Source organism: Streptomyces sp. NBC_01622 (genome assembly GCF_045209635.1).
GTDB lineage: Bacteria > Actinomycetota > Actinomycetes > Streptomycetales > Streptomycetaceae > Streptomyces.
In genome coordinates this window covers 3988927-4006526 of the sequence record NZ_CP109293.1, presented here as the reverse complement: position 1 = coordinate 4006526, position 17600 = coordinate 3988927, and the positions used below count along the sequence as shown (strand labels likewise).

The following is a 17600-nucleotide window of genomic DNA, read 5'->3' as shown; positions in this document are numbered from 1 at the left end:
TCCGAGGGGGACCCCATGGCCGAGTCCAGGGCGGAGACGAAACAGCGCGCCGACGGGACGCAGCCGGTCGAAGGAACGGGGCCGGGCGCACCGCCGATCGACGGGCACGAGGCCGCGGTGATCCTGGAGGAGGCCCGGGCGACCGTCGACCCCGAGCTGCGCTCGGCGATCGACTCGCTGCCCGGCTCGATGCGCCGGATCGCGCTCTACCACTTCGGGTGGGAGCACGCGGACGGCACCCCGATGGCGGGCAACGCGGGCAAGGCGATCCGCCCCGCCCTCGTCCTCACCGCGGCCACCGCGCTCGGCGGCGAACGGGCTCGCGCGGGCGCGCTGCGGGCCGCGGCGGCGGTGGAGCTGATCCACAACTTCACACTGCTGCACGACGACGTGATGGACCGGGACACCACCCGCAGACACCGGCCCACCGCGTGGACCGTGTTCGGCGACCCCGACGCGATCCTCGCCGGGGACGCGCTCCAGGCACTGGCGCTGCGGCTGCTCGCCGAGGACCCGCACCCGGCGTCCTCGGCCGCCGCGGCCCGGCTCGCGGGCTGCGTCGTCGAACTGTGCGCGGGCCAGCATGCGGACACCGCCATGGAGAAGCGCGCCCCCGGCGAGGTCACCCTCGACGAGGTGCTCGCCATGGCCGAGGCCAAGACCGGCGCGCTGCTCGGCTGCGCCTGCGCGGTGGGCGCGCTGTACGCGGGGGCGTCCGCCGAGGACGTGGAGGCGCTGGACGCGTTCGGCCGGCAGGCCGGGCTCGCCTTCCAGCTGATCGACGACGTCATCGGCATATGGGGCGACCCCGGCCGCACCGGCAAACCGGCCGGCGCCGATCTCGCCGTACGCAAGAAGTCGCTGCCCGTGGTCGCCGCGCTCACCTCGGGCACCTCGGCGGCCGTGGAACTCGCCGAACTGTACGGACTGCCGTACGAGGAAGGGGACTTGGAGCGCACCGCGCTCGCCGTCGAGCGGGCGGGCGGCCGGGACTGGGCGCAGGCCCAGGCCGCCGACCGGATGGCGCGGGCCGTGCAGGAGCTGGCCCGGGCGATTCCGGACCCGCAGGACGCGGGCGGTCTGCTCGCGCTGGCCGAGTTCGTCACCCGGCGCAGCAGTTGAAGACTCCGGAGCCTTCGGGAACCGTGCGGCCCTGACTCCGCACGGCCACCGGGCTCCGGACCGTCGGGTCCCGCGCATCCCCACGGTGCGCGGGGCTCCCCCTTTTTTAAGGCTCGGTTCGCCTCCGGGGCGCCGCTGTGTTCAATATGCGCCTACCGGCGCGTGGCGGTGTCGAGAGCGCGATCGTGCTCGACCCTTCGGGCCTCCGCGCTCCCCCACTCTCGGCTTCGCTCGAGCGGGAGGGGCCCCCATGCCCTCTCGACACAGGCGCGTCCCTTCGGCTCACTCGCCCGAAAGTCCCGCTAAGCGTTGTCCCGTAAATGATCTTTGATGTGCTGGATGCCCTGCCTTTTCTCCGTCACCCGGCGAGGGTGATGTTGTGCAGGCGGGCGATGCCGAGCATGGCGTGGTGGACACCGGCCCCTTTGAGGCGGCAGTCGCGGAGGATTTTCCAGGTCTTCATGCGGGCGAAGGCATGCTCGACGCGGGCGCGGACTTTGCGGTGGGAGGTGTTGTGTTCCTCTTTCCATTCAGGGAGTTGGGCCTGGCCCGGTTCACGTCGGTGCGGGATGACCAGGCCGGTGCCGCGGTAGCCGCCGTCCGCGATGACCGTTGTCTTGCCGACGGCGTCCTTCGCGCCGGACAGTTCCCACGCCTTGCAGTCGTTGCGGTTGCCGGGCAACGGGCGGCCGACGGCGACGACGAGCCGGGTGTCGGCGTCGATGACGACCTGGTGGTTGGTCGAGTAGCGGTAGTTCTTCGACTGCTCGGCGACCTGGTGATCGCGGGTGGGGACCAGGGTGCCGTCCACGATCAGCACGGCGTCCTTGCGGAACCGCCTGCGTTGCTGGAGGGCGAGCGCGGGTCCGAGGTGGTCGATGATGCGGTCGGCGGCCGACTTCGACACCCCGAACAGCGGCGCCAGTTGGCGCAGGGTCAGGTTGGTCCGCCAGTAGGCGGCGACCAGCAGCACCCGGTCCTCAAGCGGCAGGCTCCACGGCCGGCCCTTGCGCACCGGGTCGGCGCCCTCGCGTCGCAACGCCGTGATCAGCTTCCCGAACTGACGCGGACTCAGCCCGGTGAACGGGGCTATCCAGGACGGCTCCGACGCCGTGATCACACCAGCCACGACAAGATCATCTCATCCCTGACCAGCAGTTACGGGACAAGTCTTAGGCTCAACACCCGTACGGAATAGGACTGTTGAGACGTGGGGGCGGGACATGGGCGTGGCGATACGGGCGGCGGGCGAGGGCGACCGGGAGCTGATCGTCAGGCTGCTGGACGACGCGTTCCAGGACGATCCGGTGAGCGGCTGGATCTTCCCCGACGCCGAGTACCGCCGTACGACCCACCACAAGCTGATGGCCGCCTTCACGGACTCCGTGTTCGCCGACGGCCGTATCGACCTGGCCGAGGACGGCGCGGCCTGCGCGCTGTGGCTGTCGATGCCGGGCGAGGCGCACGCGGCGGACGGCGCGGACGAGGCCGTAGCGCTGCGGGAGTTCGTGGACCCGGACAACGAGCGGGTCGAGACGATCGCCCGGCTCATGGACGAGGGGCATCCCACCGGCCGGGCCCACGAGTACCTGTGGATGATCGCCGTGGCACCGGGCCGGCAGGGCGAAGGCCTCGGCGCCGCGCTGATCCGGCACGTCCTGGAGCGCTGCGACCGCGAGGGCCTGCCCGCGTACCTGGAGGCGAGCAGCGAGCGCAGCACCAAGCTGTACGCGCGGCTCGGCTACACCTTCACCGACCGCACCCTCGACCTCCCGGACGGCCCGCGCATGTATCCGATGTGGCGCGAGCCCCGCACGGTTCTAGGCTGAGTACATGGGCAGAGAAGAGCACACCTGTCCCGTCTGCGGACAGCCGGTGGCCACCGTCGTCCGGCGGTACAAGACGCTCGGCGCATGGGTACCGAAGTGGGAGGCCGGCCCGTGCCGGAACCCCGAGTGCGAGGCGTACGTCGGCGAGGGCGCCGAGCCCCGGGCAGACACCGCCCCGAAAGAATCCTGAAACCCGTGTCGAGAATCCCGGCCCGGCTCCGATGTCTCCTGTGAGAAGCCGCCCGGCACGGGTGGCACGAGCCGAAGGAGCGGACTCATGAAGTACCTGGTCATGGTGCAGGGCACACAGGCGGACTACGACGGCATGCAGGGCAAGCCCACCCCCGGGTCCCCGGCCTGGAGCGAGGCGGAGATGCAGGCCATGTTCGCCCACATGGGCGCCATCAACGACGACCTGTCCGAGACGGGTGAGCTGATCGACGCGCAGGGGCTGACCGAACCGGCGAGGACCCGGCTGGTCGCGCTGGGCGCGGACGGCAAGGCCGTGATCACCGACGGCCCGTACAGCGAGACCAAGGAATTGATGGCCGGCTACTGGGTCCTGGAGTGCGCGAGCCTGGAACGCGTCACGGAGATCGCCGACCGCGTCACCCGCTGCCCCCTGCCCGAGGGTGCCGTCAGCCGCGCGGTGGTGATCCGTCCCATCCAGGGCGGCACCGCGGACGTCTGAGCCGTATGCGCGACACCACCGGCACCGAGGACCTGCTGCGCCGACACGCGCCGCAGGTCCTCGGCGCGCTGGTCAGGCGGTACGGCCATTTCGACACCGCCGAGGACGCCGTACAGGAGGCGCTGCTCGCGGCGGCCCGGCAGTGGCCGGAGCACGGTGTGCCGGAGAATCCGCGCGGATGGCTGATCCGGGTCGCCTCGCGGCGGCTGACGGACGCGCTGCGCAGCGAGGAGGCGCGGCGGGCGCGGGAGGAGAGGGCGGCGGCACTCGCGCCCCGGGAGCCGTACACGGCCGAGCCGCCGCGCGAGGACGACACCCTCTCCCTGCTCTTCCTCTGCTGCCATCCGGAGCTGACCCCGACCGCGCAGATCGCGCTCACCCTGCGGGCGGTCGGCGGACTGACGACGGCGGAGATCGCCCGCGCGTATCTCGTACCCGAGGCGACGATGGCACAGCGGATCAGCCGGGCGAAGGCGAAGGTGCGGGGTGTGCGCTTCGGGCGGCCGGACAACTGGGCGGAGCGGCTGCCGGCCGTCCTGCACACGCTGTACCTGATCTTCAACGAGGGCTATACGGCGACGTCCGGCCCGAGTCTGACGCGGCGCGAACTCGCGGGCGAGGCAATCCGGTTGACCCGTGCCGTGCACCGGCTGCTCCCCGAAGTCGGCGAAGTGGCCGGGCTGCTCGCGCTGATGCTGCTCACCGACGCCCGCCGGGCCGCCCGCACCGGCACGCACGGCGAACTCGTCCCCCTCGACGAACAGGACCGCGACCGCTGGGACAAGTCGGCGATCGAGGAGGGCGTCGCCCTCGTCACCCGGGCGCTGTCCCAGGGGCCCGCGGGGCCCTACCAGTTGCGCGCGGCGATCGCCGCCGTACACGACGAGGCGCCGTCGGCGCGGGCGACGGACTGGCACGAGATCCTCGGCCTGTACGAGGTGCTGGTGCGCCTGGTCGCCGGCCCCGTCGAACGCCTCAACCGGGCTGTCGCCGTCGCCATGGTCGACGGTCCGCGCGCGGGCCTGGCCGAACTGGACCTGGTGGCGGACGAGTTGGGGGAGGGGCACCGCCCCGACGCGGTCCGCGGCCACCTCCTGGAACGGGCCGGCGAGTTCATCGCGGCCCGGGCCGCCTACGAGTCGGCGGCGGCAAGGACCCTCAGCCTGCCCGAGCAGCGCTACCTGCGGGCGCGGGCCGCGCGGCTGAGGCCTTAGCGTGGCCCCATGCCGGAATCCGAACCCACCGCCACCATCCTCCACATCACCGAACGCGCCCTCTGGGACGCGGCCCGCGAGCGCGGTGTCTACGAGTGGTCGACCCGTGGCCGCACCCTCCAGGAGGAGGGCTTCATCCACTGCTCGACCCGCGCCCAACTCCCGCGCGTGGCAGCCTTCTTGTACGGCTCCTACGACGGACCCGGCGACCTGGTGGTCCTGGAGGTGGACCCGGGACGGCTCGGCGCACCCCCGAAGTACGAGGCGCCGGAGCCGGGCGGCGAGGAGTTCCCGCACATCTACGGGCCGATTCCGGTGGACGCGGTGGTGGGGGTGGAGACGTGGGCGGGATGAGTCGCTAGGGGCGGCCGGGCAGCCCGCCGGTCTCCGGGTCGCGCCCCGTCAGGCAGTAGACACCGCCCGCCGGGTCCCGCATCACCGTCCAGTGCGTGCCGTGGGAGACGACACTCGCGCCGAGCCGCTCGTGCCGTGCCCTGGTCGTGCTGATGTCCGCGCAGGCCAGGTCGAGATGGGCGGAGGCGGGGCGTTCCTCGCCGAGCCGCTGGAGCAGGATGCGGATCGGCTGGCCGGGCGGCGGCTTGAGCACATGGAACTCGGGGAGCGCACCCCGCAGTGACGCCCAGCCGGGCAACAGGGCGCTCCAGAAGGCGACTTCGGCGTCGTAGGAGCCGGGTCCGACGTCGAGGGACACCTGGTCGAGGCGGCTGCCGTCCACGACGGGCGGTCGTAGCGACTCGCCGTGCCAGGGGACCGCGCAGAACAACTGCCCGGCGGGGGACCGGAGTACGGTCCAGCCGTCGTGCTCGGCGACGGAGTCGGCGCCGAGCCGCAGCGCGGAGTCCACGAACGCCGGCCCGTCCTCGACGGAGAAGTCGAGATGAGCCCCGCCCGGGCCGGCCTCGACCCCCTGGACCTTCACGCAGGGATCCGCCCCCTCTGGCACCAGGGTGACGAACTCCCCCTCCTCACCGCGCGGTTCGGACAGTCGGGTGTCCGTGACGGCCGTCCAGAAGGCGCGGGCGGGGTCGAGGAGGGCGCGCGGGCGGTCGACGAAGGCGTAGGTCCAGCGGATGCTCATGGCGTGATCGTAAGCCGGAGGAGGCGACCTGCCCTCCCGGGATTTTCAGTCCCCGCTGCGCTGCATGAACCGCAGCATGTTCCCGGCCGGGTCCCGGAACGCGCAGTCGCGGACGCCGTACGGCTGGTCCGTCGGCTCCTGGACCACCTCGGCGCCGGACTCCTGGACGCGGGCGTAGAGGGCGTCGCAGTCGGCGGTGGTGAAGTTGACCCCGCGCAAGGTGCCCTTGGCGAGCAGTTCGGCCATGGCCTGCTTGTCGGCGGGGGAGGCGTCCGGGTTCGCGGCCGGCGGCTCCAGCACGATCTCCACGTCCGGCTGCAGGGGTGACCCCACGGTCACCCACCGCATGCCCTCGAAACCGACGTCGTTACGGATTTCCAGCTCCAGCACGTCGCAGTAGAAGGCGAGCGCCTTGTCGTGGTCGTCGACGGCGATGAAGCACTGGCGGAGTTTGAGATCCATGAGGGACAGGCTAGGGCCGGAGGGGCGGTCCTGCCCGGTTTGGCCGGGTGAAAGTGCGGGCGACGCAGGACGGGATCACCGCGCCGGCCTCGTGGGAGCGGGCGCGGTAGGCGCTGGGGGTCTCGCCGACCAGTTCGGTGAAGCGGGAGCTGAAGGAACCGAGTGAGGTACAGCCGACGGCCATGCACACCTCCGTCACGCTCAGATCGCCGCGCCGCAGCAACGCCTTCGCCCGCTCGATCCGCCGGGTCATGAGATAGCTGTACGGCGTCTCCCCGTACGCGGCGCGGAAGCTCCGCTGGAAGTGGCCCGGCGACATCAGCGCGGTCCGCGCGATCGAGGCCATGTCGAGCGGCTCGGCGTACTCGCGGTTCATCCGGTCGCGGGCCTGACGCAGCCGTACGAGGTCTTCGCGGTTCACGTCGTCCAGGATGGCACGGGTGCGGACGGACGGGAGGCGGGGCGGGTCGACGGACATGACGAAGGGGCCCGCCCGGCGAACCGGTCGGACCCCTTCGTCATGCCTACTGACACATGCCCAGGGACCCCTGCCCGCTGACCCGCGATGGTGCACCGATCGCCGGTCGGGCCGGGGCAGTTGGGTGGGTCAGGCCTTCTTGGTCTCCTAGTAGTGGGTCGGGTCGGTGACCTGCGGGGATCTTTCCTGTGGAGCGCTGACCTGGCCTTTTGGCGATGGGTGGCGATGGGGTGCGACGGTCTTTAGCGGGTGTCTTGCGGACTGTGTGCGGACTGCGCGATCAAGGCGTTGCCGTCACCGTCCTTCGTGTGGCAGCTCGCCGTTGCCTTCGCGCTGGTCGGGAGTTCCGGGCGGCGGGGCCGTGGTGGCCCTCGGGATCAGCGTCGTGGGCAGGACGACGTGCTGTGTGCGGTCGGCCTCGGAGTCGTCGATCAGCGTCAGGGCCAGTTCGCCGGCGATGCGGCCCATCTCGGAGGGTGACTGGGCGACCGTGGACAGGTCGAACCACTCGGCCGTGTCCTGGTCGTCGAAGCCGACGACGGAAATCCGCTCGGGCACCTCGATCCCCGTCTTGCGCAGGGTCCAGATGACGGAGACGGCCTGCTCGTCCGCGTCGGCGAAGATCGCTGTGGGCGGCTCCCGCAGGCTCAGCAGGTTTCCGACCGCCTCCATGGTGCCGCGCTTGTCGCGGGGCGGGATCGTGACCACCAGGTCGTCGTCCAGGGGGATGCCCGCCTCGGTGAGCGCCTGCCGGTAGCCGAGCAGTCGGTCGCGGGTGCTGAAGCTGAAGCCGCGGGCGCCCACCGTCTGGGCGAAGGCGATCCGGCGGTGGCCGAGGTTGAGCAGGTGGCGGGTGGCCTTGCAGGCTCCGGCCACGTCGTCGGCGTACACGCTCGGGCGGCCCTCGACGTGCTGGCTGACGTAGATGACCGGCATTCCGAGGTCGTCCAGGCGCGCGGTCTCTTCGGCGGTGAGGTCGAAGGAGAACACCAGCAGGGCGTCGGCGTTGCGGCGGGCGGGGAGGCGCTCGAAGAACGCGGTGCGCTCGGCCAGGTCGGGGATCACGTAGACGGTCATCTCCAGGCCGGCCTCCCGCAGCAACGGGCCCAGACGCGTCAGTGCCGAGCCCATGAACCACGAATCCAGCGTGGGCACCAGCACCGCCACGACCCCGGTCTTGCCGGTGACCAGACTCGCTGCGTGCCGTGAGACGGCGAAGTTCAGCTCACGGGCGGCTTGCTCGACCCGTGCGCGGACGTCCGGTGAGACCGATGTCAGGCCGCGCAAGGTGCGCGAGACGGTGGACGGGGAGACCCCCGCCCGTTCGGCGACATCAGTCATGGTGGGCAGTCGTTGAGCTGGCGGCATGACCGGAAGTTAGCACAGCTTCAGCCTCCCGCCAGACCTTCTGTGACAGCGCTGTCACGACCCGCTCGGCGGAGACAGTGACCTGTTATGCCCGTATATGAGCTACACGTCCACCCAATCTTCTTCGTGCTACCGGCAAGTTACGGATTGACTTCCGCCAGGTGCACTCCTACGGTGCAAGCGTTGTCTCAGCGGGTTCGGAGCCGTCGCCGCGAAGTCATCCTTCGATGCTTTGACCTGCGCTTTTGATCTACGAAATGCCGTGACAGCACAGTCTCGTAACAGAGCCATCCCAGAGTCATCTCGGTAGCTACTCCCTACAGGGCGCCCTCGCCGAGACTTCGGTTCCGCACGTCCAGGAGAGACAGTGAACGCCAGAACCACCAGAGCCCTTCAGTGCTCGGCCGTGCTCGTCGCCGCCGGGCTTACCCTCACCGCCTGCGGTTCTTCCGGCGGCGGCAGCTCCTCGGGGCAGTCCCAGAACACGTCGTTCACGGGCCGTGGCCCGATCACATACGTGTCCGGCAAGGACACCACCGGCGTCGTCCAGAAGGTGCTCGACCGCTGGAACAAGCTGCACCCGAAGGAGAAGGTCACCTTCATCCAGCTGCCGACGGATGCGGACTCGCAGCGCCAGCAGATGATCCAGAACGCCGAGACCAAGTCCGACACCTACACGATCCTGTCCCTCGACGCCGTGTGGACCTCGGAGTTCGCCGCGCACCAGTGGATCGACAAGCTGCCCGAGAAGCAGTTCCCGCTGGACAAGATGCTCAAGCCGGTGGTGGAGACGGCGAAGTACCGCGGCAGCCTGTACGCGGCCCCGTACATCTCGAACGGCGGCGTGCTGTACTACCGCACCGACCTGCTCAAGAAGGCCGGCATCAGCGCCCCGCCGGCGACATGGGCGCAGATGAAGGCCGACTGCGCCAAGGTCGAGAAGCTGCCCGAGGCCAAGGGCATGTCCTGCTACGCCGGGCAGTTCCAGAAATATGAGGGCCTGACGGTGAACTTCGGCGAGGCCGTGAACTCCTCGGGCGGTGTCATCACCGACGCCAACGGCAAGCCCGACGTCAACACCCCGGCGGCCAAGAAGGGCCTGGACTTCCTCGTCGACTCCTTCAAGGACGGCACGATCCCCAAGGAGGCCATCACCTACCAGGAGGAGGACGGCCGTCAGGCGTTCCAGTCCGGCAAGCTGATCTTCCACCGCAACTGGCCCTACGTGTACGCGCTGGCCCAGAAGAGCAAGGTGGCCGGGAAGTTCGCGGTCGCGCCGCTGCCCGGCCTGAACGGAGTCGGCGCCTCCAGCCTGGGCGGCTCCAACCTGGGCCTGTCGTCCTTCGCCAAGAACAAGGCCACTGCGCTGGACTTCATGAAGTTCTTCACCGACGAGGAGAACTCGACGACCTTCCTCAAGGACGCCGCCTTCGCCCCGCCGTACACGGACCTGTACGACGACAAGACCCTGGCCGCGCAGTACCCGTACCTGCGCGTCCTGAAGCAGTCGATCCTGCACGCCGTGCCGCGCCCGCGGGTCGTGCAGTACGGCGATGTGACGTCCGCGATCCAGCAGGAGGCGTACGCCGCGCTGACCGGCAGCAAGACCAGTGCGCAGGCGCTGAAGGACCTGCAGCAGGAGCTGCAGAAGTCCGCGGCGCAGTGAGGAGCAGGGCCATGGCCGACACCAAGATCCCGCCCGGACCCGCCACCGGTGAGGCCGACCGTGCGGCGGGCAGCCGATCGCCCGTGATCGGCAGACCTTCCCGGGGCCGGGCGACCTCGGGTTCGGGGCGGATGGCGGCGCTCCTGGTGTCCCCGACGCTCCTGGTGCTGACGATCGTCGTGCTCTACCCGACGGTCATGGCGTTGCAGGAGTCTCTGCACGGGACGAAGGGGCTGGACCCGAAGACCGGCTTCATCAGCGACACCGAGCCGTTCGTGGGGCTGAAGAACTACGCCGACATCTTCGGCGCGGCCGGAGACCGGTTCTGGAACGCCTTCTGGAACACCACCTTCTTCACCGTCGTCACCGTCGGGCTGGAGACGGTGATCGGTGTGGCCATGGCCCTCATCATGCACAAGGCGTTCAGCGGCCGGGCGCTGGTCAGGGCCGGCATCCTCATCCCCTGGGCCGTCCCCACGGCCATCTCCGGCCTGCTGTGGCGATGGATCTTCAACAGCAACGGCGTGGCCAACGCCCTGATCGGTCACCAGATCCTGTGGACCACCGAGGGCTTCCACGCCAAGGTCGCGGTCATCATCGCCGAGGTGTGGAAGACCGCTCCCTTCATCGGGCTGCTGGTCCTGGCCGGCCTGCAGGTGATCGGCAAGGAGGTGTACGAGGCGGCCCGCATCGACGGTGCGAGCGCCCCGCGCCAGTTCTGGCACATCACCCTGCCGCTGGTGAAGCCCGCCCTGCTGGTGGCGATGCTGTTCCGCTGCATGGACGCCCTGCGGATGTTCGACCTGCCCTACATCCTCGTCGGCGCCCGGAAGAACTCCGTGGAAACCCTCTCCATGCTCGCGCAGAGCGAGGCGTCCAACGTCCGCTTCGGACCTGCCTCGGCCTACGCGGTGCTCCTCTTCCTCTACGTCTTCCTCGTCGCACTCGCCTTTGTCCGGCTGCTGGGCGCCGACCTCGTCGGCGACAGCGATACGGCCAAGCCCAGACGCAAGCACCGCAGGACGCCCTTCTCCCGCCGTTCGGAGGTGACGGCATGATGGCCTCGGCGAAGCTGCGCGGCTGGCTGCTCTACGCGGGTGTCCTCGCGGTGGTGGCGTACTGCCTGGCCCCGTTCTACTGGATGCTGGTCTCCAGCCTGCGCAGCACGTCCGACATCTTCGACACCTCGCTGTTGCCCTCCCGGGTGTCGTTCGAGAACTACCGAGCCCTGCTCGACACGTCCCAGGGCTTTTCCCGGGCCGTGCTCAACAGCCTGATCGTCGCCGGCATCACCACCGTCCTGGCGCTGCTTCTGGCCACGTTCACCGCCTACGCCATGGCCCGGCTGGAGTTCCGGTTCAAGCGGCTGATCCTCACGCTGATCATCGCCACCTCGATGTTCCCGGTGGTGTCGATCGTGGTGCCGCTGCTGAAGCTGTTCACCGACATCGGCTGGATCAACACCTACCAGGCCATGATCGTGCCGAGCATGTCCTTCACGCTGCCACTGGCGGTGTGGAACCTGACCACGTTCTTCCGGCAGATGCCGGACGAGCTGGAGCATGCCGCCATGATCGACGGCTGCACCCGCGGCCAGGCGTTCCGCAAGGTCATCGTCCCGCTGGCCGCGCCGGGCATCTTCACCACCGCGATCATCGTCTTCATCGCCGCCTGGAACGAGTTCCTCATCGCCCTGACGATGACGAACAAGCCCGGCATGCAGACTGCGCCGGTCGCCATCTCGAAGTTCACCGGCGCCACGACGTACGAGACCCCGTTCGGCAGCCAGATGGCCGCCGGCGTCCTCGTCACCATCCCGCTGGTGGTCATGGTGCTGCTCTTCCAGCGCCGCATCGTCGCCGGACTCACCGCCGGCGCGGCCAAGTAGCCGCCGTCCCCCACAGACCCACTCTCAAAGGACCCTTTCAGCACCATGTCCCCCACGAGCCCCTGGTGGCGCAGCGCCGTCATCTACCAGGTCTACATCCGCAGCTTCGCCGACGGGAACGGCGACGGCGTCGGCGACATCGCCGGCATCCGCTCCCGCCTGCCGTACCTGAAGTCGCTCGGTGTCGACGCCCTCTGGATCAACCCGTGGTACAAGTCGCCGATGGCCGACCACGGTTACGACGTGGCCGACTATCGCGAGATCGACCCGCTGTTCGGGACGGTCGCCGAGGCCGAGCAGCTCATCGAGGAGGCGCACGAGCACGGGATCCGCATCATCCCCGATATCGTGCCCAACCACACCTCCGACCAGCACGCCTGGTTCCAGGCGGCACTGGCCGCCGGACCGGGCAGCCCGGAACGCGGACGCTACATCTTCCGCCCCGGCCGAGGCCCCGACGGCGATCAGCCACCCAACGACTGGGACTCCCGCTTCGGCGGCCCGGCCTGGACCCGCGTGCCGGACGGCGAGTGGTACCTGCACCTGTTCACCCCCCAGCAGCCCGACCTCAACTGGCAACACCCCGAAGTCCACGCGGAGTTCGAATCCGTCCTGCGGTTCTGGTTCAGCCGGGGCGTCGACGGCTTCCGCATCGACGTCGCCCACGGACTCGTCAAGGACCCCGACCTGCCCGACCTGCCACCCCTCCCCGCCCCCGCGGACGGGCAGCCTAGGCCCCACACCGACCACCCCTTCTGGGACCGCGACGAGGTCCACGACATCTACCGCGCCTGGCGCAAGCTGGCCGACGAGTACCCCGGCGACCGCTCCTTCGTCGCCGAGGCATGGACCGACACCCCCGAGCGTCTCGCCGCCTACGTCCGCGAGGACGGCCTGCACACCGCCTTCAACTTCGACTTCCTCATGTCCAGCTGGGACCCGAAGGACCTGCGCACGGTTATCGACGACACCCTCGCGATGCTCGGCAACGTGGGCGCGCCGGCCACCTGGGTGCTCTCCAACCACGACGTCATGCGCCACCCCAACCGCTACGGCCGCACAGCGGCACGACGCTGGCTGGCCAACGAGTCCTACGTACCCGAAGGCCCCCTCGACCTGCAGCTGGGCACCCGTCGCGCCCGCGCGGCCGCCCTGCTGATGCTCTCCCTGCCCGGCGGCGCCTACGTCTATCAAGGCGAGGAACTCGGCCTGCCCGAGGTCGAGGACCTGCCCGAGTCCGTCCTCCAGGACCCCGTCTGGGAACGCTCCGGCCACACCGAACGGGGCCGCGACGGCTGCCGCGTCCCGATCCCATGGTCCGGACAGGCCGCACCGTACGGTTTCAGCCCCGACAACGCGTCCGCCGAACCTTGGTTGCCGCAGCCCGCCGACTGGGCCGAGCGAAGCGCGGAAGCACAGACCGGTGACGAGGCGTCCATGCTGCAGCTCTACCGCAGCGCCCTGAGCCTGCGTCGCGAACATCCCGCCCTCGGCGACGGAGGCATGACCTGGCTGGACACCCCGGCCGGGGTCCTCGCCTTCCGCCGCGAACCCGGCTTCGTCTGCTTGCTCAACCTCTCCACCGAGCCCTACCGGCTGCCCGACCACACATCGATCCTGCTGACCAGCGAACCCGTCGACGACGGCCGACTGGCCCCGGACCAGGCGGCCTGGCTCGCGGTGTAACACCGATCGGTGGTCTCAAGTCCGCCAGGGCCTGTTCGGTCTCCCCTCCCCGCCGGCCGGACAGGCCCTGGTCCCTACTGGTCAAATCGTTGGATTTCGATGGTGAGGGCGCCGAGGGCTTCCTTCTCGGGCGGATAGATGGTGCGGATGTTGGCGAGCTGCTGTTCGCGGTTGGCGGTCGGGTTGACGTTGGTCAGTCCCTCGCCGTCGAGCAGTGCCTCGAAGTCGGGGTACTCGGTGACGCGCTTGACTTTGACCTCGAAGGTCTCATTGGTCCCCTTGATGCGGAACCGGATGATGTCACCTGCGGCGAGGTCGGCGAGGTGCGGGTACTTCACCCGTACCTCGATGGTCTTGGTGCCCGCGGCGACGAGGTCGAAGTACTGGCGATACAGGTTGAGTTCGCGGACGCGGGCGGTGGTGTCGGTCATGGGGCGGAAACCCTTCTGTGGGTTGGTGCGGTCATCATGCGGCCGATCTCGGCGGCCGAGTACGAGCGGAAGAAGGCTGATGCGATCTGCCTGCCGCTGGCGACCGAGAGCGTTGATGCCGCCCTGGCGCTGCACATGCTTTACCACGTCTCCGACATCTCACAGGCGGTCAGGGAACTGTCCCGCGTAGTTGCCCGTGACGGGCTGGTGATCGCCTCCACCAACAGCGACCGGGACAAGGCGGAACTCGACGACCTGTGGCAGCGGGCTGCGGGCGATGTCCTCGGCACCGGCGGCGGCCCGGCCCGTGTATCGCTCAGCGCCCGCTTGTCCCTGGAGAAGGCCTCGGCCTTCCTGGGTGAGGAATTCGGGCGGGTGGAGACGATGGAACTGCCCGGCACCATCACGGTCGACGATCCTGAGCCGGTCATCGCGCATATGGCTTCCTACCGGGCCTGGGCGGACCAGCACGACGTGCCGTTCTACGCCACGATCGAGCGGGCCCGAACGATCCTCGTGGATCACATCGCCCGGTATGGGGCTTTCGAGATCACGTGTCTGGGAGGTGTCCTCGTCTGCCGTCGCTGACGCAGGAACGACGAAGGGACCCCGCCGGCGAACCGGCAGAGCCCCTTCCCCATACCCACTGACCCGCGATGGTGCACCGATCGCCGGTCGGGCCGGGGCAGTTGGGTGGGTCAGGCCTTCTTGGTCTCCTAGTACTCCAGCTGTAGATCGTGATCTTCATCGTTGTGTGATCGAGCGCTCCGCTTGGAGGGCCAGCGGTTGAACTGGCGGGGCTGAGCACGCCAGTTGGCGGATTGTGACTCTGCCAGGCACGTGACACGTGGTCGCGATGATTGGCGCCGGAGGTTGCCGATGGTCCCGTTTCGAGGGTCCAGTCACTCACTCACCTCGGCCGGGAGCTCTGCGGCCATGATTCGAAGGCGGGTAGCGAGTGCGGAATCGGTTCGTTCCAGCTCGGCCACCAGGTGCGACATTCAGCAATAGTCGGCCATCCACAGGCTAAGCCGCCCAAGCCCTGGCCGATGCGTCACAGCCTGGGCACAACGCCCTACTGTCGTCGACATGACGGAGCCGGTGCCAGAGACGCACACACACGAGAACGCCCCGGGCGCGGCACGCCTGGTCGCTCTGTCCGACGGCATATACGCCATCGCGATGACACTGCTCGTCATCAACGTGGCGGTCCCTGCACATCTGGACGACGCCGCATTCCACAGGGCCCTGAGCGATGCGCTGCCCAGCCTCGGCGCCTTCGCACTCAGTTTCACCCTCATCGCCGGATTCTGGCGTGACCACCGCCGCATCCTCACCGCACTACCCATTGAGACGGCCGTGGTCACCCGCCTGATCCTCCTCGGTCTCGGTCTGGTTGCGCTGCTGCCCTTCCCCACTGGGCTCCTGGCCGAGTACGCCTCTCAGCCCGAAGCCGTCGCCCTCTACGCGGGTGCCATGGCGGCGATCCATGCGGTGCACGCAACCCTGCTGCTGCTCACGCAACACCAAGTGCACCCCTCGCCCGCGTCATCCGCCGCTGTGGCCCGCCGCCGCTTCACCGCCCAACTCGGTTCCAGCGTTCTGATTTTTGGCCTCTCCATTCCCTTGGCCTTCGTCAGCACGGAAGCAGCCATGTGGTTCTGGCTCACGCTCATCCCCTCCCACTACGTCCTCGGCCACTATCCGCGTCGACGCCCGCACCAGTGAGTCCCCTGGCCCAAGCACGATCCAGTCAGAGGCCACCCGCCAGCCACCGCTCCGCACGCCCCGGCTTCGCCCTTGGCCACGACTCGATCAGCCCCTGGACATTGAGCCGGCCTGCACTGTCCGCTGCGACCAGCCTGGGCCTGAGCGCAGCGTCTGGCGAAGCCCGCCAACTGGCCCGCTCAGTGACACGTTGTTGGCTGGCCTGCCGTTCGTAGTGGCAGGCCCGGGATCGGGCTTGATGGCGTCGTCGCCAGTCGGACCAGCCGAGGCGATGTGCGGCTGAGCGGACGCCTTTGGTGATGAACGCGGTGAACAACAGGTGCTGGATCTCGTTGCAGGTCAGCGGGATCAGATCGTCCGGGGCCGGGTGATGGTCGCGTTCGTGTGCGGTGGTGGCGGCCAGGAAGGCGTGGGCGAGCATCGCGAGGGTGACCCAGCGATGCCAGGACGTCCACCGTCTGACCTGGTGTTCGTCCAGCCCGGCGAGGCCCTTGGCGGCCTGGAACGTCTCCTCGACGGTCCATCTGCCCCCGGCCACCCGCACCAGCGTGGCCAGCGGCACCGGGCAGGCCGAGTAGCAGCGGTAGAAGGCGAGTTCGCCGCTGCTACGGTTGCGGCGGACGAGCAGACTGCGGTGACCGGGCCCCTCGTCGGCCACCTCGGCCAGGGCCCAGTCGTAGAAGCGGTGCCCCTTGGCGCCGACGCCTGCGGAGAGCTTCTGCCAGGCCCGTTTCGGCAGCTTCTTGACCAGGGCATCGGCCCGCACCTTCCCCGCCCGGGTGGCGATCTGGTGGTCGCAGGCGACAGCGAGGACGTAGCCGGTCTGGCGGTCTTCCAAAGCGCCCCGCAGCTGCGGATTGCCTCCGTAGACCTCGTCTGCGGCCACCCAGAGCGCACGAACCCCGGCATCCAGGACCCTGTTGATCATGCGGACGGCGAGTTGGGGCTTCGTGGCGAAGCCGACCTCCTCGGGGATCCCGGCGGACCGGCAGCGGGCCGTGTCCATGGTCCACGAGCGAGGCACGTACAGTTCCCGGTCGATCGCCGCGTGGCCCCGGCCGGTCGAGTAGGCGAGATAGACGGCGACCTGGCTGTTCTCGATCCGTCCGGCGGTACCGGTGTACTGGCGTTGCACGCCCACCGTGGCCGTACCCTTCTTCAGGTCACCGGTCTCGTCGACCACCAACACCGCGTCCTCATCGTTCAGTTGCTCGACGACGAAGCCGCGCAGGTCGTCACGGACCGCGTCTGCATCCCACTTCGCCCTCGACAGTAGATGCTGCAGGCCATACGGGGTCGCATCCCCGGCGTATTCGGCCAGCGTCCAGCAGTTCTTGCGCGGCAGGTCGGACAACAGCCCGAGCACGAACTCCCGTGCACGGCGCCGCGGTTCCACTCGGGCAAACCGCCCCGCGATACGGCCCATCAGAACCTCGAACGTGTCCTGCCAGCGGGCAGGATCTATGTTGTGACCTGCGGCCACCGCCTGATCTTCTGTCTTCACACACCGATGATCACCGGTGGCCGTACCCGTTCCCGGACCGGCCCCGACCAGCAAGATCACGATCTACAGCTGGAGTACTAGTAGTGGGTCGGGTCGGTGACCTGCGGGGATCTTTCCTGTGGAGCGCTGACCTGGCCTTTTGGCGATGGGTGGCGATGGGGTGCGACGGTGTTGAACGGGTGTCTTGCGGACTGTGTGCGGACTGGCTGGAGGCCGTGGACGAGTTTCGGGCCTTGCGGGCGGCGGTGGACTGAGGCTCCCCATTGTTCGAAGAACGTGGGCCACCACGGCCCTGTCGGTGGGCTCCTGTTACGGGCAGGGGCCTCGGCGGTTCCATGGTCACCGCACTCGTGGATGGAGCGGCACGGCGCGGAACGCACAGTCTCTTGCTGGTCGAAGTCCCGCCAGGGCTGTACGGCCGAGAAGAGTGCACG

General features: G+C 69.2%; 18 protein-coding genes and 1 pseudogene. 12 read left to right on the top strand and 7 right to left on the bottom strand.

The genetic code is table 11. The features are described 5' to 3' along the window. Nucleotides 1-15: 15 nt before the first annotated feature. A complete protein-coding gene (locus OH768_RS17865; RefSeq protein ID WP_406454773.1) occupies nt 16-1122 on the top strand; it encodes a family 2 encapsulin nanocompartment cargo protein polyprenyl transferase in 1107 nt (368 codons plus the stop codon). A 358-nt stretch (nt 1123-1480) separates the two neighbouring features. Here OH768_RS17865 and OH768_RS17860 read toward each other — a convergent pair whose 3' ends face one another. Further along, nucleotides 1481-2251, bottom strand: coding sequence for a transposase (locus OH768_RS17860; protein WP_406454771.1), 771 nt, complete (start codon nt 2249-2251; stop codon nt 1481-1483). 94 nt (nt 2252-2345) lie between these two features. Here OH768_RS17860 and OH768_RS17855 point away from each other — a divergent pair, with 94 nt between their 5' ends. From OH768_RS17855 to OH768_RS17835, 5 genes are all read left to right on the top strand, one after another. After that, the gene (locus OH768_RS17855; RefSeq protein ID WP_406454769.1) at nt 2346-2951 is read left to right on the top strand and encodes a GNAT family N-acetyltransferase; all 606 of its coding nucleotides are present in this window, start codon (nt 2346-2348) and stop codon (nt 2949-2951) included. Between the two features lie 4 nt (nt 2952-2955). After that, on the top strand, nt 2956-3141 hold the full coding sequence (locus OH768_RS17850) for a hypothetical protein (protein ID WP_406454767.1): 186 nt from the start codon (nt 2956-2958) through the stop codon (nt 3139-3141). An 87-nt stretch (nt 3142-3228) separates the two neighbouring features. Further along, on the top strand, nt 3229-3642 hold the full coding sequence (locus OH768_RS17845) for a YciI family protein (protein ID WP_406454765.1): 414 nt from the start codon (nt 3229-3231) through the stop codon (nt 3640-3642). A gap of 5 nt (nt 3643-3647) precedes the next feature. Further along, nucleotides 3648-4856 (top strand): RNA polymerase sigma factor, encoded by a 1209-nt coding sequence (locus OH768_RS17840; RefSeq protein WP_406454763.1) that lies wholly within the window; start codon nt 3648-3650, stop codon nt 4854-4856. A 9-nt stretch (nt 4857-4865) separates the two neighbouring features. Next, nucleotides 4866-5210: a DUF952 domain-containing protein gene (locus OH768_RS17835; protein ID WP_406454761.1), complete on the top strand. Its 345-nt coding sequence runs from the start codon at nt 4866-4868 to the stop codon at nt 5208-5210. 4 nt (nt 5211-5214) lie between these two features. Here the strand turns inward: OH768_RS17835 and OH768_RS17830 are convergent, their stop codons facing one another. The 4 genes from OH768_RS17830 to OH768_RS17815 form a co-directional block, all read right to left on the bottom strand. Beyond that, on the bottom strand, nt 5215-5955 hold the full coding sequence (locus OH768_RS17830; RefSeq protein ID WP_406454759.1) for a VOC family protein: 741 nt from the start codon (nt 5953-5955) through the stop codon (nt 5215-5217). Between the two features lie 45 nt (nt 5956-6000). Continuing rightward, nucleotides 6001-6417 carry a VOC family protein gene (locus tag OH768_RS17825; RefSeq protein WP_019072193.1) on the bottom strand — a complete coding sequence of 139 codons (417 nt, stop codon included), beginning with the start codon at nt 6415-6417 and terminating at the stop codon, nt 6001-6003. A gap of 10 nt (nt 6418-6427) precedes the next feature. Continuing rightward, nucleotides 6428-6838: a helix-turn-helix transcriptional regulator gene (locus OH768_RS17820; protein ID WP_019072194.1), complete on the bottom strand. Its 411-nt coding sequence runs from the start codon at nt 6836-6838 to the stop codon at nt 6428-6430. Nucleotides 6839-7189: 351 nt separating this feature from the next. After that, nucleotides 7190-8263 (bottom strand): LacI family DNA-binding transcriptional regulator, encoded by a 1074-nt coding sequence (locus tag OH768_RS17815; protein WP_406454757.1) that lies wholly within the window; start codon nt 8261-8263, stop codon nt 7190-7192. 367 nt (nt 8264-8630) lie between these two features. On the opposite strand from OH768_RS17815, the gene OH768_RS17810 reads away from it, so the two are divergent. The 4 genes from OH768_RS17810 to OH768_RS17795 are packed head-to-tail and all read left to right on the top strand — an operon-like array spanning nt 8631 to nt 13503. Continuing rightward, on the top strand, nt 8631-9929 hold the full coding sequence (locus OH768_RS17810; protein WP_406454755.1) for an ABC transporter substrate-binding protein: 1299 nt from the start codon (nt 8631-8633) through the stop codon (nt 9927-9929). Between the two features lie 11 nt (nt 9930-9940). Continuing rightward, nucleotides 9941-10987 carry a carbohydrate ABC transporter permease gene (locus tag OH768_RS17805; RefSeq protein ID WP_406454753.1) on the top strand — a complete coding sequence of 349 codons (1047 nt, stop codon included), beginning with the start codon at nt 9941-9943 and terminating at the stop codon, nt 10985-10987. Beyond that, a complete protein-coding gene (locus OH768_RS17800) occupies nt 10984-11817 on the top strand; it encodes a carbohydrate ABC transporter permease (RefSeq protein WP_406454751.1) in 834 nt (277 codons plus the stop codon). The genes OH768_RS17805 and OH768_RS17800 overlap by 4 nt, the downstream gene beginning before the upstream one ends. Nucleotides 11818-11862: 45 nt before the next feature. After that, nucleotides 11863-13503: a glycoside hydrolase family 13 protein gene (locus OH768_RS17795; protein WP_406454749.1), complete on the top strand. Its 1641-nt coding sequence runs from the start codon at nt 11863-11865 to the stop codon at nt 13501-13503. Between the two features lie 74 nt (nt 13504-13577). Here OH768_RS17795 and OH768_RS17790 read toward each other — a convergent pair whose 3' ends face one another. Next, on the bottom strand, nt 13578-13934 hold the full coding sequence (locus tag OH768_RS17790) for an ASCH domain-containing protein (protein WP_406454747.1): 357 nt from the start codon (nt 13932-13934) through the stop codon (nt 13578-13580). A gap of 36 nt (nt 13935-13970) precedes the next feature. On the opposite strand from OH768_RS17790, the gene OH768_RS17785 reads away from it, so the two are divergent. Both OH768_RS17785 and OH768_RS17780 read left to right on the top strand, forming a co-directional pair. Continuing rightward, nucleotides 13971-14522, top strand: coding sequence for a class I SAM-dependent methyltransferase (locus OH768_RS17785; RefSeq protein WP_406454745.1), 552 nt, complete (start codon nt 13971-13973; stop codon nt 14520-14522). A 501-nt stretch (nt 14523-15023) separates the two neighbouring features. Then, nucleotides 15024-15662: a TMEM175 family protein gene (locus OH768_RS17780; protein ID WP_406454743.1), complete on the top strand. Its 639-nt coding sequence runs from the start codon at nt 15024-15026 to the stop codon at nt 15660-15662. A 193-nt stretch (nt 15663-15855) separates the two neighbouring features. Here the strand turns inward: OH768_RS17780 and OH768_RS17775 are convergent. Continuing rightward, a pseudogene (locus tag OH768_RS17775) lies at nt 15856-17088 on the bottom strand (IS701 family transposase); the annotation flags it as partial. Nucleotides 17089-17600: the final 512 nt, after the last annotated feature.

Coding starts and splice junctions, on each gene's coding strand:
- OH768_RS17865 (WP_406454773.1), top strand. CDS start 16: ATGGCCGAGTCCAGGGCGGAGACGAAACAGCGCGCCGACGGGACGCAG.
- OH768_RS17855 (WP_406454769.1), top strand. CDS start 2,346: ATGGGCGTGGCGATACGGGCGGCGGGCGAGGGCGACCGGGAGCTGATC.
- OH768_RS17850 (WP_406454767.1), top strand. CDS start 2,956: ATGGGCAGAGAAGAGCACACCTGTCCCGTCTGCGGACAGCCGGTGGCC.
- OH768_RS17845 (WP_406454765.1), top strand. CDS start 3,229: ATGAAGTACCTGGTCATGGTGCAGGGCACACAGGCGGACTACGACGGC.
- OH768_RS17840 (WP_406454763.1), top strand. CDS start 3,648: ATGCGCGACACCACCGGCACCGAGGACCTGCTGCGCCGACACGCGCCG.
- OH768_RS17835 (WP_406454761.1), top strand. CDS start 4,866: ATGCCGGAATCCGAACCCACCGCCACCATCCTCCACATCACCGAACGC.
- OH768_RS17830 (WP_406454759.1), bottom strand. CDS start 5,955: ATGAGCATCCGCTGGACCTACGCCTTCGTCGACCGCCCGCGCGCCCTC.
- OH768_RS17825 (WP_019072193.1), bottom strand. CDS start 6,417: ATGGATCTCAAACTCCGCCAGTGCTTCATCGCCGTCGACGACCACGAC.
- OH768_RS17815 (WP_406454757.1), bottom strand. CDS start 8,263: ATGCCGCCAGCTCAACGACTGCCCACCATGACTGATGTCGCCGAACGG.
- OH768_RS17805 (WP_406454753.1), top strand. CDS start 9,941: ATGGCCGACACCAAGATCCCGCCCGGACCCGCCACCGGTGAGGCCGAC.
- OH768_RS17800 (WP_406454751.1), top strand. CDS start 10,984: ATGATGGCCTCGGCGAAGCTGCGCGGCTGGCTGCTCTACGCGGGTGTC.
- OH768_RS17795 (WP_406454749.1), top strand. CDS start 11,863: ATGTCCCCCACGAGCCCCTGGTGGCGCAGCGCCGTCATCTACCAGGTC.
- OH768_RS17790 (WP_406454747.1), bottom strand. CDS start 13,934: ATGACCGACACCACCGCCCGCGTCCGCGAACTCAACCTGTATCGCCAG.
- OH768_RS17785 (WP_406454745.1), top strand. CDS start 13,971: ATGCGGCCGATCTCGGCGGCCGAGTACGAGCGGAAGAAGGCTGATGCG.
- OH768_RS17780 (WP_406454743.1), top strand. CDS start 15,024: ATGACGGAGCCGGTGCCAGAGACGCACACACACGAGAACGCCCCGGGC.